Source organism: Streptomyces sp. NBC_01255, assembly GCF_036226445.1.
Lineage (GTDB): Bacteria > Actinomycetota > Actinomycetes > Streptomycetales > Streptomycetaceae > Streptomyces.
Genome location: NZ_CP108474.1, coordinates 1809193 through 1821301 on the forward strand (window position 1 = coordinate 1809193; position 12109 = coordinate 1821301).

Annotated in this window: 13 protein-coding genes; 6 read left to right on the forward strand and 7 right to left on the reverse strand. The window is 73.0% G+C overall.

Annotated features, from left to right (window positions below):
• Window positions 1–10 precede the first annotated feature (10 nt).
• Together OG357_RS07815 and OG357_RS07820 are read right to left on the reverse strand one after the other, a co-directional pair.
• Window positions 11–946 carry a DMT family transporter gene (locus tag OG357_RS07815; RefSeq protein ID WP_329620455.1) on the reverse strand — a complete coding sequence of 312 codons (936 nt, stop codon included), beginning with the start codon at window positions 944–946 and terminating at the stop codon, window positions 11–13.
• A 119-nt stretch (window positions 947–1065) separates the two neighbouring features.
• On the reverse strand, window positions 1066–1674 hold the full coding sequence (locus tag OG357_RS07820) for a dihydrofolate reductase family protein (protein WP_329620456.1): 609 nt from the start codon (window positions 1672–1674) through the stop codon (window positions 1066–1068).
• Between the two features lie 192 nt (window positions 1675–1866).
• Here OG357_RS07820 and OG357_RS07825 point away from each other — a divergent pair, with 192 nt between their 5' ends.
• Window positions 1867–2607 carry an SDR family NAD(P)-dependent oxidoreductase gene (locus OG357_RS07825; protein WP_329620457.1) on the forward strand — a complete coding sequence of 247 codons (741 nt, stop codon included), beginning with the start codon at window positions 1867–1869 and terminating at the stop codon, window positions 2605–2607.
• A 314-nt stretch (window positions 2608–2921) separates the two neighbouring features.
• Here the strand turns inward: OG357_RS07825 and alc are convergent, their stop codons facing one another.
• Both alc and allB read right to left on the reverse strand, forming a co-directional pair.
• A complete protein-coding gene (alc, locus tag OG357_RS07830) occupies window positions 2922–4040 on the reverse strand; it encodes an allantoicase (RefSeq protein ID WP_329620458.1) in 1119 nt (372 codons plus the stop codon).
• Window position 4041: 1 nt separating this feature from the next.
• Entirely contained in the window at window positions 4042–5376 is a 1335-nt protein-coding gene (allB, locus tag OG357_RS07835) for an allantoinase AllB (RefSeq protein ID WP_329620459.1), read from the reverse strand.
• Window positions 5377–5710: 334 nt separating this feature from the next.
• On the opposite strand from allB, the gene OG357_RS07840 reads away from it, so the two are divergent.
• Together OG357_RS07840 and OG357_RS07845 are read left to right on the forward strand one after the other, a co-directional pair.
• On the forward strand, window positions 5711–6520 hold the full coding sequence (locus OG357_RS07840; RefSeq protein ID WP_329620460.1) for an IclR family transcriptional regulator: 810 nt from the start codon (window positions 5711–5713) through the stop codon (window positions 6518–6520).
• A 7-nt stretch (window positions 6521–6527) separates the two neighbouring features.
• On the forward strand, window positions 6528–7127 hold the full coding sequence (locus OG357_RS07845) for a hypothetical protein (RefSeq protein ID WP_329620461.1): 600 nt from the start codon (window positions 6528–6530) through the stop codon (window positions 7125–7127).
• A 31-nt stretch (window positions 7128–7158) separates the two neighbouring features.
• On the opposite strand, the gene OG357_RS07850 is transcribed toward OG357_RS07845, so the two are convergent.
• Together OG357_RS07850 and OG357_RS07855 are read right to left on the reverse strand one after the other, a co-directional pair.
• A complete protein-coding gene (locus tag OG357_RS07850; protein ID WP_329620462.1) occupies window positions 7159–7839 on the reverse strand; it encodes an ABC transporter ATP-binding protein in 681 nt (226 codons plus the stop codon).
• Window positions 7836–8918, reverse strand: coding sequence for an ABC transporter permease (locus OG357_RS07855; RefSeq protein WP_329620463.1), 1083 nt, complete (start codon window positions 8916–8918; stop codon window positions 7836–7838). The genes OG357_RS07850 and OG357_RS07855 overlap by 4 nt, the downstream gene beginning before the upstream one ends.
• A 124-nt stretch (window positions 8919–9042) precedes the next feature.
• Between OG357_RS07855 and OG357_RS07860 the strand changes: the two genes are divergently transcribed.
• On the forward strand, window positions 9043–10248 hold the full coding sequence (locus OG357_RS07860) for a sensor histidine kinase (RefSeq protein WP_329620464.1): 1206 nt from the start codon (window positions 9043–9045) through the stop codon (window positions 10246–10248).
• A complete protein-coding gene (locus OG357_RS07865) occupies window positions 10245–10895 on the forward strand; it encodes a response regulator transcription factor (RefSeq protein ID WP_329620465.1) in 651 nt (216 codons plus the stop codon). Before OG357_RS07860 ends, OG357_RS07865 begins: the two co-directional genes overlap by 4 nt.
• Window positions 10896–10918: 23 nt before the next feature.
• Here OG357_RS07865 and OG357_RS07870 read toward each other — a convergent pair whose 3' ends face one another.
• On the reverse strand, window positions 10919–11242 hold the full coding sequence (locus OG357_RS07870) for a DUF5955 family protein (protein ID WP_329620466.1): 324 nt from the start codon (window positions 11240–11242) through the stop codon (window positions 10919–10921).
• A 182-nt stretch (window positions 11243–11424) separates the two neighbouring features.
• On the opposite strand from OG357_RS07870, the gene OG357_RS07875 reads away from it, so the two are divergent.
• Window positions 11425–12039: a nucleotidyltransferase family protein gene (locus tag OG357_RS07875; protein WP_329620467.1), complete on the forward strand. Its 615-nt coding sequence runs from the start codon at window positions 11425–11427 to the stop codon at window positions 12037–12039.
• Window positions 12040–12109: the final 70 nt, after the last annotated feature.

Sequence of the window (12109 nt, forward strand, 5' to 3'; positions counted from 1 at the left end):
ATCGGAAAACCTACCGGGCGTCCTCGTCGGCCGTGCGGCGGCCCCAACTGGTGCCCGCCAGAACGAGGATCGCGCCCACGAGGCCGAGGACTCCGGGGCGGTCGCCGGCGAGGGCGATGCCCGCGGCGGCGGCCCAGAGGGGCTCCGTACCGAGGAGGAGGCTGACCCGGGACGGGGAGCTGCGGCGGACGGCCCACATCTGCACGAAGAAGGCGAACAGCGTGCAGAAGACGGAGAGGAACAGCAGCCCGGCCCATTCGCGGGGGCCGAAGTCGAGGGCCGTGGCCCACGGCGAGGCGCCCGTGCCGGGGAAGGCCGCGATGACGGCGAAGACGGCGACGGCGGAGCCGAGCTGCACGGTGGTGAGGGAGAGCGAGTCGGCCGACCGGACCGCCTTGATCCGGGACATGGCCAGGACGTGGACGGTACGGGCGACGGCGGCGAGCAGCATGAGGAGGTCGCCGAGGGAGGGGGCGGTGAAGCCACCGCCCTGGGTGAGCAGGACGACGCCCGCGACGGAGAGCGCGGCGGCGGCGAGGAAGGCGCGGGGCGGCCTGACCCGGGTGACGGCGGCCTCGGCCAGCGGGGTGAGGATCATGGTGAGGCTGATGATCAGGCCCGCGTTGGTGGCGGAGGTGTGGACGACGCCGTACGTCTCCAGGAGGAAGATCCCGCTGAGGATCAGCCCGAGGGTGGCGGCGCCGCGCCACTGGGGCGCGGTGAGCGCGCGCAGCTTGCGCCATCCGGCGACGACGAGGACGGGCAGCACCACCGCGAAGCGCAGCACGAGGACCGCGATGACGGTGTGGGTGGTGGTGATGCCCTTGGCCGCGAGATAGCTGGCGCCCCAGACGACGGCGACGAGCAGGACGGGCAGATCGGTGAGCCAGGCCCGGCGCGGGGCGCCGAGGGACACGGGTGCGGCGATCGAAGACGAAACCGACATTGCGGGCCGTTTCTCCAACTCTTGTGGCGGGGTGGAGACTTCAGTGGCTCGCACGCGGAGCGATCACCGTACCCGGACCGGCCGGTGGTGGCTACACCTTTCCGGGGCTTTTCCGCTGGTCAGTAGCTGCCGTAGGTGGGGCGCCCGCCGAGCTCGTACGTGAGGATCGCGACGCCCGAGCCGGTGGTGCGCGCATCGGTCTGCCGGAAGGCGGTGGGGCGCACCCCGTCGGTGAAGAGGCGGCGGCCGGTGCCGAGGATCACCGGGAAGACGAGCAGGCGGAGGGTGTCGATGAGGTCGTGGTCGAGCAGGGTCCGGGCGAGGCCGCCGCTGCCGTGCATCTGGATCTCCCCGTCGAGGCTCTCCTTGAGGTCGGCGACCTCCTTCACGACGTCACCGCGGAGCAGGGTGGTCCCGGCCCAGTCGGCGGTGTCGAGGGTGGTGGTGGCGACGTACTTGGGGAGGGCGTTGAGCTTGCCGGCGATGGGGTCGTCGGGGTCGGTGTGCTTCGGCCAGTAGCCCGCGAAGATGTCGTACGTGCGGCGCCCGAGGAGGAAGGCGGTCGGGCGGGTGAAGACCTCGTTCATGAACTGTCCGAAGTCCTCGTCGCCGTACGGCACGGACCAGCCTCCGTGCTCGAACCCGCCGCTGGGGTCCTCCTGCGGGCCGCCGGGCGCCTGGTGGACGCCGTCGAGGGTGAGGAACTGGGTGAGGCTGAGCGTGGCCATGACGAGTGCCTTTCTGGTCCTGTCCATCGTGTCTCAGAAGCTCGGATCCATCGTGTCTCAGAAGCTCGGACCGCACCGCTCGACGGAACTCATCGGCGATCGGGTCGCCGTCCGATTCCCGCCGGTGCCCGACCGCCCTGCCGAGTTTCATTGAACCCGCAACGACCAAGCATTTCTGACGGAGGTTTCGGGATGTCCACGATGAACGGCACGGCGGTTCTGGTGACGGGCGGCAGCCGCGGGATCGGCGCGGCCACGGCCGTCCGCCTGGCGCGGGAGGGCGCCGATGTGGCCTTCACCTACGTACGGGACGAGGCGGCGGCCAAGGAGGTCGCCGCGCGGATCGAGGCGGCGGGACGCAAGGCGCTGCCGCTGCGCGCCGACGCGGCCGACGCCGGGGACGCGGCGGGCGCGGTGGAGTGGGCGGCGGACGCCCTGGGCCGGCTCGACGTCCTCGTGAACAGTGTGGGCGCCGGGGTCCTCGGCCCGCTGGAGTCGCTGACCCTGGCGGACGTGGACCGGGTCCTCGCGGTGAACGTCCGCGCGGCCTTCCTCGCCTCGCAGGCGGCGGCCGCGCGGCTGCCGGAGGGCGGGCGGATCGTCACGATCGGCACCTGCATGACGCAGCGGGTCCCCGGGCCGGGAGGCACGCTGTACGCGACGAGCAAGGCGGCGCTGATCGGGCTGACGAAGGCGCTCGCCCGGGAGCTGGGCGGGCGCGGCATCACGGCGAACATCGTCCACCCCGGTCCGATCGACACCGACATGAACCCGGCGGACGGCCCGTACGCGGAGGGCCAGGCGGCGATGACGGCCCTGGGCCGCTTCGGCACGGCGGACGAGGTGGCGGCGATGGTCACCTTCCTCGCGGGGCCGGAGGGCCGGTACGTGACGGGGGCGGAGTTCGCGGTGGACGGCGGCCACGCCGCGTAACCGCGGGGAGAGAGGCCGTCACCCACGGGACCGGCGAGTGAGCCGAAGGGGCGCGGCCGGGGGAACAGCGCCGAGCGCGCGGAGGCCCCGACGAAGGAGGGGTCGAGCACGGTCGGGGCTGTGAGCCCGGCTTGAGCGCCCCGTGGGGGTCCCCCCGGCGAAGGTAGGGGGAGAACCGAGCCCAAAAAAAAGGGGGCGCGAGGGCGCACCGGTGCTGTCGGTCGGTGCGCCCTCGCGGGCCGGGCGGGGTGTCGTGCCCGCCCAGTTCAGGGGGAGGGGCGGCCGTCAGCCGCCCAGGTCCCGGTCGTGGGCCGTCAGCCGCCCAGCTCCTGGTGGCGGGCGGTCAGCCGTGCCGCGCCGGCCTCGGTGAGGGAGCCGAAGAGGCGGAGGCGGGAGATGCCGCCGTCCGGGTAGATGTCGATCCGGATCCGGGAGCCGACGGCCGGGGTGTCGAGGACGAACCGGTGGTTGGTGTCGGGCTGGAGGCGGGTCCGGGGCAGGATCTCGGCCCAGTCCTCGGAGCCTTCGGCGGCGACCGAGAGCGCGGCCCAGCCCGCGCTGTTGCCCTTGAGGTACGCGGTGTCGATCTCGACGGCGCGGATCTCGGACTCGGCGACGAGCTGGTAGCGGATCCAGTCGTTGCCCTTGTCGCGGCGGCGGCGGGTCTCCCAGCCGTCGTCCATCTTGCGGGAGCGGCCCGGCTGGATGGTGTTGGTGGCCGGGGAGTAGAAGCGGTCGGAGGCGTCCTCGACCTGGCCGCCGTTCTCCAGGGCCGCGAGGTCGAAGGTGCCGAGGACGGCGAGCCAGCGCGGGTCGGGGGCGACTTCGCCGTAGACGCGGAGGCGGGCGATGCCGCCGTCGGGGTGCTGGTTGACGCGCAGGTGGGTGAAGCGCTGCTCGACGTCGACGGCGAAGCCGTTGGCGGCGTGGCCGCCGACGGCGGTGCGCGGGACGAGCGTCGTCCACTTGACGTCGTCGGCGAGGAGCTCCTCGGGCGAGGGCGAGCCGGCGACGGAGGTCGCCTCGACGGAGACGGCCTGCGGGTAGTTGCCGCGGAAGTGGGCGGTGTCGAGGACGATGCCGCGGACGACGCCGGGGGCGCCGAGGCGTACGAGCGCCCAGTCGTGGTCGTCGTCGGTGGGGTGCGGCTGCTGGGCGGAGATGCCACGGCGGCGGCGGGTCTCCCAGCCGTCCATGATCTTGCCCTTGTGGCCGAAGTGCTCGGGGTCGAACTCGGCGGCCTCGGGCTTCAGCAGGTTCTCGCGCTCGGCGAAGAACTCGTCGTTGGCCGCGACCACGCCCGCGCCGAGACGTCGGTCGGCGAGGTCGGCGTACTGGGTGAAGGGGAAGTCGGCGGTCCGGTAGTCGGCGTACGGGTCGCCGCCGCCGTAGGGGCTCGCGTCACCGGTGAAGCTCGGTATGGCGGAGGACACGTCAGTTGTTCCTTTCGAGGAGGCGGCCGGAGGGCTCGGCGAGGGTGCCGTGGTCGACGATCCGCTCTCCGCGCAGCCAGGTGGAGGCGACGACGCCGCTGAGGGTCTTGCCCGCGTAGGCGGTGATGCGGTTGCGGTGCTGGAGTTCGGCCGGGTCGACGGTGAAGGTCGCGTCCGGGTCGATGACGGCGAAGTCGGCGTCACGGCCGGCCTCGATGGCGCCCTTCCGCGACAGGCCCGCGAGTCGTGCGGGGGCCTCGGACATCCAGCGGACCACGTCCTCCAGGGAGTGGCCGCGGCGCCGGGCCTCGGTCCAGATCGCGGGGAGGCCGAGCTGGAGGGAGGAGATGCCGCCCCAGGCGGAGGAGAAGTCGGGGGTCTTCAGGTCCGCGGTCGACGGCGAGTGGTCGGAGACGATGCAGTCGATGACGCCGTCGGCGAGCCCCTGCCACAGGGCGTCCTGGTTGGAGGCCTCACGGATGGGCGGGCAGCACTTGAACTCGGTCGCGCCGTCCGGGATCTCCTCCGCGGTGAGCGTGAGGAAGTGCGGACACGACTCGACGGTGACCTTGACGCCGTCCGCCTTCGCGGCGGCGATCAGCGGCAGCGCGTCGGAGGAGGACAGGTGCAGGACGTGGACGCGGGCGTTCAGCCGTCGGGCCTGGTTGACCAGGTTCTCGATCGCCGTGTTCTCGGCGTCCCGGGGACGGGAGGCGAGGAAGTCGGCGTACTCGGCGGAGGACTTCTGCGGCGCGGCCGCGAGGTGGTGGGGGTCCTCGGCGTGCACGATCATCAGACCGTCGAAGCCCGCGATCTCGGCGAGAGAGTTCGCCAGCTCCTCCTGGTCCAGCGACGGGAACTCGTCCACGCCGGACGGCGACAGGAAGCACTTGAATCCGTAGACCCCGGCGTCGTGCAGCGGGCGCAGGTCCTTGACGTTGTCGGGCAGCGCGCCGCCCCAGAAGCCGACGTCGATGTGCGCCTTCGGGCGGGCGACGTCCTGCTTCACCCGCAGGTTCTCCACCGTCGTGGTCGGCGGGATGGAGTTCAGCGGCATGTCGAGCAGCGTGGTGATGCCGCCGGCGGCCGCCGCGCGGGTGGCGGTCCAGAAGCCCTCCCACTCGGTGCGGCCCGGGTCGTTCACGTGCACGTGGGTGTCGACGAGGCCCGGCAGGACGACGTCGTCGCCGACGTCCTCCAGGCGAGCGCCGGCCGGTACCTCGGCGTCGTACGGCAGCACGGCCGCGATCGTCCCGCCGGAGACGGCGATCGACGCCGGGCGGGTCCCCTCGGGGGTGATCACGCGAGTCGAGCGCAGGACCAGGTTGACGTCCACCCGTACCCCTTCTTCAAGCGATTCACTGAGGAACCGGGAAATTCAACGAACTGTTGAAGGAGTCTTCACTTCCGGACGACATGTCGTCAAGGGCACACTTCCAGCATCGACCCTCGACGAACCCGACTTAGATGTTTCCACAAAGTGGAATGGAAATTCCGTACAGTAGAACGTAGCTCCACACATGTGGGGCGGAGCCGGACCACGCCGAGCCCTCCCCGACACCGGACAAACACCCCCTGACCGGCCCGTACGCCGGTACCGGCACCAGGTGTCCCGGCCGGTGGCCCGGTAGGCTGCTGACTTGCCCGCCTGCCTCGAAAGGACCGTTGACGTGCCGACGTCCAGCGCCAGCACCACCGACGCCGCCAAGCCCGCAGCCGCGAGCGGTGGCGTCCAGTCCCTTGAGCGTGCCTTCGACCTCCTTGAGCGGATGGCCGACGCCGGGGGCGAGGTCGGGCTGAGCGAGCTCTCCGCCAGCAGCGGACTGCCGCTCCCCACCATCCACCGTCTGATGCGCACCCTCGTCGCCTGCGGCTACGTGCGCCAGCAGCCCAACCGGCGGTACGCGCTCGGCCCCCGCCTCATCCGGCTCGGCGAGTCCTCCTCCCGCCTCCTCGGCACCTGGGCCCGCCCCTACCTGGCGCGGCTCGTCGAGGAGACCGGCGAGACGGCCAACATGGCGCTGCTCGACGGGGACGAGATCGTGTACGTCGCCCAGGTGCCGTCCAAGCACTCGATGCGCATGTTCACCGAGGTCGGCCGGCGGGTCCTGCCGCACTCGACCGGTGTGGGCAAGGCGCTCCTCGCCGACACCCCGGCGGAGGAGGTGCGCGCGCTGCTCGCCCGCACCGGCATGCCGGCGGCCACCGAGAAGACCATCACCACGCCGGACGGCTTCCTCGACGCGCTCGAAGCGGTCCGCGCGACGGGGTACGCGGTCGACGACAACGAGCAGGAGATAGGAGTCCGCTGCCTCGCGGTGCCGGTCCCCGACTCCCCCACCGCCGCGGCGATCTCGATCTCGGGCCCGGCGGGCCGGGTCACCGAGGCGGCCACGGAGAAGATCGTCCCGATCCTCCAGCAGGTCGCCCGCGAACTGTCGGCGGCCCTCGCCAACACGACGGGCAACGGCCAGGGCTGACACCGTCGTGGGGGCCGACATCGACGGGCTGATCGAAGTGCGCGGGCCCGGTGGCCGCTGGGAGTTCTCGCTCGGCCTGCCGGACTCCGCGCTCCGGCGCGACCGGCACGCCCGGGAGTGCCTCTTCGGCTACGGCGGAGCCCTCCAGGTGGAACGGCCCCTGTTCGACCTCCGAGGCGTCCCGGACGACGCCTCGGACCCGGTCCCGAGCACGTACGACGAACACCACCACGGCCACTCGTACGCCACCTGGGCCGAGATCGCGGCGGTCGACTGGGACGCGCCGCTCTGCGACGGTCCCGACGGCAACCACATCGGCGCATGGCGGCCCGGCCCGGACGGCGTGCTCGTCCTCCACGACGTGCTCTGGACCCCGATCGAGGTACTCGACGCGGCGGAGAAGCTCTTCGGCGAGGACCTGATGCCACCGGAGTGGCCACCCGGCGGCGAGGTCCACCGGAACGGGGCCGTGTACCGCCCGGTGACCTTCACGCCCGGCATGTTCGTCCCGCCGGACGGTGACTGGGGCCCGGTGTGGGCGGCGATGCGCGACCGGGCGGCCGTCCACGGGGGAGAGAACGTCCGCCTGGTCGTCTGGTTCGGCTGACCCCCCGACAGCGGGCCGCCCGACCCGGGGCTCAGGCCGTCACCGACTCCGTCAGCCGGCCGTCCCGGACCGTCACCGTGCGGTCCGTGCGGGCCAGATGGGTCCTGTCGTGGGTCACGAGCACCGTCGCCGTGCCCCGCTCGGCCGTCAGGCCGGCGAGCAGGTCCATGACCGCCGCCCCCCGCTCGTGGTCCAGGGCGCTCGTCGGCTCGTCGACCAGGAGCACGGACGGCTCGTTCATCAGGGCCCGCGCGATGTTGATCCGCTGCCGCTGACCGCCCGACAGCTGGTGCGGGCGGCGGTGCGCCTGGTCCGCGAGGCCCACCGCGTCGAGCAGCTCCATCGCCCGGCCCCGTACCGACTTCGGCGCGCGCCCCGACAGGTGCGCCATCACCTGGAGCTGTTCCGCCGCGCTCAGCGAGGGCAGCAGGTTGGGCTGCTGGAAGACGATCCCGATGTGCTCGCGCCGCAGCTCGGCGCGGGCGGCGGGGGTGAGCGGCCCCGTGTCCGTACCGGCGACGACGACCTGGCCCCGGTCCGGGGTCACCAGGGTCGCGGCCACGGCCAGCAGGCTGGACTTGCCGGAGCCGGAGGGGCCGACGACGGCCGTGAGGGTGCCCGCGGGGACGGTCAGGGAGACGGCGTCGAGCGCGGTGAGCCGGCCGTCTCCGTCGGGGTAGGTCAGGGTGACGGCGTCGAGGACGAGGCTCATCGGGCGCTCCCGAGGGCGGTGAGGGGGTCGACGGCGGTGATCCGCCGGATGGACAGGGCGGCGCCGAGCACCCCGAGCACGATGATCACGGCGGCGGGCCCGAGCACGGTGAGCGGCTCCAGGACGAAGGGCACGTTCCCGCCGCTGACCAGCGCGCCGATGCCGACCGCGAGGGCGGTGCCGAGCAGGGTGCCCGCGGTGAGCATGAGGACGGCCTGCCCGAGGGCGTCCTTGAGGAGGTACGGCGTGGAGGCGCCGAGAGCCTTGAGGACGGCGACGTCGCCGCTGCGCTGGATCGTCCAGACGGTGAAGAACGCTCCTATGACGAGCGCGGAGATCGCGAAGAGGAAGCCGCGCATGAGCTGGAGCGAGCCGTTCTCGGCCTGGTAGGACCCTATGGCGGTGAGCGCGCCGTCGATGGTCCGCGCCTCGGTCCCGGCGGCCTTGTCGCCGGCCGCCCAATCAGCCGCGTCACCGCTGAGCGCGATCACGGTCGCCTGCTCTTCCGGGGTGGTGCCGCTGTGCCCGAGCTTCTGCCAGTCGTCGAGGGAGGTCCACACGACCGGGGTGTGGCTGTACGAGGCGTCGCCGGAGACGGCCGTGACGGTGGCCTCCAGGGGGCCGAGGCGCAGCGCGTCGCCGACGCCCACGCCCAGTTCCTCCGCCGCGGACTCGGAGAGGACCGCCTTGCCGGCGCCGAGCCGGCCGCTCTCCGGCGCGAGTCCCGTCCCCGGCTCCGTACCGAAGGCGGAGACGGCGGCGGTACGGTCCCCGGCGGCGGCGTTCAGCGTACGGATGCCGAGCGGCGCGGCCTCGGTCACGCCGGGCTGCTCCGCCCACTCGTTCCACTGCTCTTCCGTCACCGTCGAGTTGGTGAAGGACGCCGACTGCCCGGACGGCGGCGCCGCGAAGGCCAGCCGGTCGGCGGGCAGGCCGGTGATCGCGGAGATGTTCTCTCGCGCGAGCCCGGCCGTCAGCCCGGACAGCAGCCCCACGAGCAGGGTGATCAGGACGATCACGGTGCCCATGAGGGCGAACCGCCCCTTGGCGAATCTCAGGTCTCTCCATGCCACGAACATGCTGACCAGGGTGGTCCGAGGGGGGCCGTCCGGGCATCGCGCCACGGATGGCTCCACAATCAAACTTTCGGTTGAGTCCGGATTGTCCGATCCCCGTCAGCCCGCTGTCTACGCTGGAGGGGACATGGATCCCCGCACTCTCACCCCCGCCCTGCGCGTACTGCGCCTCTGCCTGCATCTGCTGATGGCGGGCCTGCTCGTCCTCGCGGCGGTACGGGCCGACTCGGCCGCCGGGACGGCGATGGCGGTGGTCGTGGGCGCGGTCTACGCGGCCGGCTCGCTGCTCCCGTCCGTGGGCCGCTCGCAGCGGGCCGCCGCCGTCTGGCTGGGCGTCCTGGGCGCGTCCTGGCTGGGACTGCTCTGGCTGACCCCCGACGCGCTCTGGGTGGCCTTCCCGCTCTACTTCCTCCAGCTGCATCTGCTGCCCACGCGCTGGTCGCTGCCGGCCGTCACGCTGACGGCGGGCGCGGCGATCCTCTCGTACGTGGGGCACGGCGCCGCGCTCAACCCGGGGGTCTTCATCGGGCCGCTGCTCGGCGGTGCGGTCGCGGTGGCGACGGTCCTCGGCTACCAGGCCCTGTACCGGGAGAGCGAGCGGCGGCGCCGGCTCATCGAGGAGCTGATCGAGACGCGGGCGGAGCTGGCGGCGGCGGAGCGGCACGCGGGGACGCTCGCCGAGCGCGAGCGGCTCGCACGGGAGATCCACGACACGCTGGCGCAGGGCCTGTCCTCGATCCAGCTGCTGCTGCGCGCCGCCGAGCGGGCGCTGCCGCCGGACTCCCCTGCCGCCGGGCACATCGACCGGGCGCGGCAGGCGGCGCAGGACAACCTCGCGGAGGCGCGGCGCTTCGTCAGGGCTCTGTCGCCGCCTGACCTGGAGCACGGCTCGCTGGCGGCGGCCCTGGAGCGCCTGTGCGAGCCGGGGGCCGGTTCGGGTCCTGACGGGTCCTACGGCGCCTACGGACCGGGGGCGGGGCCGCGGGTCCGGTTCTCGGTGAGCGGCACACCGGCCGAGCTGCCCACCCCGTACGAGGTGGCGCTGCTGCGCATCGCGCAGTCCGCGCTCGCGAACACCGTGCGGCACGCCTCGGCCTCGCGGGCCGAGATCACGCTGTCGTTCATGGGCGCCTCGGTGACCCTGGACGTGGTCGACGACGGCAAGGGCTTCGATCCGGGCTCCGTACGGCAGTCCTCGGAGGGCGGCTTCGGGCTTCCGGCGATGCGCTCGCGCGCCGAGTCGCTGGGCGGCACGTTCACCGTCGAGTCGGCACCCGGCCAGGGCACGGCGGTGGCCGTGTCCCTCCCTCTCCCCGCTGGAGTCTCCGCATGACCGTCGATCCGGCCGGCGCCCCGGCCATCAGGCTTCTCCTCGCCGACGACCACCCGGTGGTACGGGCGGGCCTGCGCGCGGTTCTCGACACGGAGCCGGGCTTCACCGTGGTCGGTGAGGCCGCCACGGCCGAGCGGGCCGTGGAGCTGGCCGCCGCCGGGGGCGTTGACGTGGTCCTGATGGACCTGCAGTTCGGCTCCGGGATGCACGGTTCGGAGGCGACGGCGGCGATCACCGCGGCCCCCGGCGGGCCGAAGGTGCTGGTCCTGACGACGTACGACACGGACGCGGACATCCTGGCGGCGGTGGAGGCGGGTGCCTCCGGCTACCTCCTGAAGGACGCGCCGCCGGAGGAGCTGGCGGCGGCGGTACGGACGGCGGCGGCCGGGCAGTCGGCACTCGCCCCGGCGGTGGCCCACCGGCTGATGGACCGGATGCGGACACCGGCGGAGGCGCTGACGAAGCGGGAACTGGAGGTGCTCCAGCTGGTGGGCGAGGGCCTGTCGAACCAGCAGATCAGCAAGGCGCTGTTCCTCAGCCAGGCGACGGTGAAGTCGCACCTCGTGCACATCTTCGCGAAGCTGGGCGTGGATTCGCGGACGGCTGCGGTGGCGGCGGCGACGGCCCGGCGGCTGATCAGGCGGTAAGGGGGCCGTAAGACGGCGGCCGGTCAGACTGCGGGGCCCTGCGGCGGCGTACCGAAGTGCTCGACCGCTCGGCGGACGGCGGCGAGCCCGTCGGCGAACGCGCTCACGGAGCCGATGGAGCCGGCGATCAGCAGCAGCGAGCGGCGCAGCCGGCGCACCTCGGGGACACCGCTGAGCGCCATGGCGTCCAGCGCGGCGAGCTCGTCCTCGGCGATGCCTCGATCGGCGAACTCGGCCCGATGACCCGCCAGGTCCCGACGGAGCCGGGACACGGCCGACCGCAGTTCGGCCACCCTGGGGTCCACACCCTCGCCGGTCACTCGCCTCTGCCCCACGCTTCGCAACACGGTTCTCCCCCTCGCACGACACTGTGCGCAGAACACTCCGAACACGCCACGACGACCCGCCGGGCGGCGGTCGGGCGCCGGGAGCCGCGGCCAGTTAACTCCTTCGCCACCCCACCGCGCCACCCTCCTCGGACGGAATTCAGGCGACCGTGTCATTCCGCGTCATGAGGTATGCAGTCCCCATGACGTCGACTGAAGATCGAACCCCGCTCGTCGCCGGACTGCTGCTCGCCGCGGGAGGCGGGCGGCGGCTCGGGGGGCGGCCCAAGGCCCTTCTGTCCCACCGGGGGCGCCCCCTCGTCGAGAACGCGGTGCGCGTGCTGCGCGAGGGCGGCTGCGAGGTGGTGCACGTCGTGCTCGGCGCGGCGGCCGGGACCGTACGGGAGCGGGCCGAGCTGCCCGGGTGTGTGCTGGTGGAGAACCCGGAGTGGGCCGAGGGGATGGGTTCCTCCCTGCGTGCCGGGCTCGCGTCGCTCGCCGCGGATCCGCGCGGGGTGGACGCGGCGCTGGTGTTCCTGGTGGACCAGCCGGGGATCGGACCGGTGGCGGTGGCCCGGGTCCGTGCGGCGTACCGATCGCGGGAATCGCTCGCGGCGGCCTCGTACGACGGGGACCGGGGTCATCCGGTGCTGTTCGGCGCCGGCCACTGGGCGGGGATCGCCGAGGGGGCGGTCGGCGACCGGGGCGCACGGGACTATCTGGCGGCGCACCGGGATGCGATCACGCCGGTGGACTGTTCGGATGTGGCCGAGCCCTACGACATCGACACGGAGGCGGATCTGGCCCACCTGGAGTGACGGGCGCGGTACCCGGCGTGGCACGGAGCGCCACGTTCTGTCGATCCGGAGAATCTCGACATCAACAAAC

Bases quoted from the DNA above. Each gene is read 5' to 3' on its own strand.
- OG357_RS07815 (WP_329620455.1), bottom strand. From the start codon at position 946: ATGTCGGTTTCGTCTTCGATCGCCGCACCCGTGTCCCTCGGCGCCCCG.
- OG357_RS07820 (WP_329620456.1), bottom strand. From the start codon at position 1,674: ATGGCCACGCTCAGCCTCACCCAGTTCCTCACCCTCGACGGCGTCCAC.
- OG357_RS07825 (WP_329620457.1), top strand. From the start codon at position 1,867: ATGTCCACGATGAACGGCACGGCGGTTCTGGTGACGGGCGGCAGCCGC.
- OG357_RS07850 (WP_329620462.1), bottom strand. From the start codon at position 7,839: ATGAGCCTCGTCCTCGACGCCGTCACCCTGACCTACCCCGACGGAGAC.
- OG357_RS07855 (WP_329620463.1), bottom strand. From the start codon at position 8,918: ATGTTCGTGGCATGGAGAGACCTGAGATTCGCCAAGGGGCGGTTCGCC.
- OG357_RS07860 (WP_329620464.1), top strand. From the start codon at position 9,043: ATGGATCCCCGCACTCTCACCCCCGCCCTGCGCGTACTGCGCCTCTGC.
- OG357_RS07865 (WP_329620465.1), top strand. From the start codon at position 10,245: ATGACCGTCGATCCGGCCGGCGCCCCGGCCATCAGGCTTCTCCTCGCC.
- OG357_RS07875 (WP_329620467.1), top strand. From the start codon at position 11,425: ATGACGTCGACTGAAGATCGAACCCCGCTCGTCGCCGGACTGCTGCTC.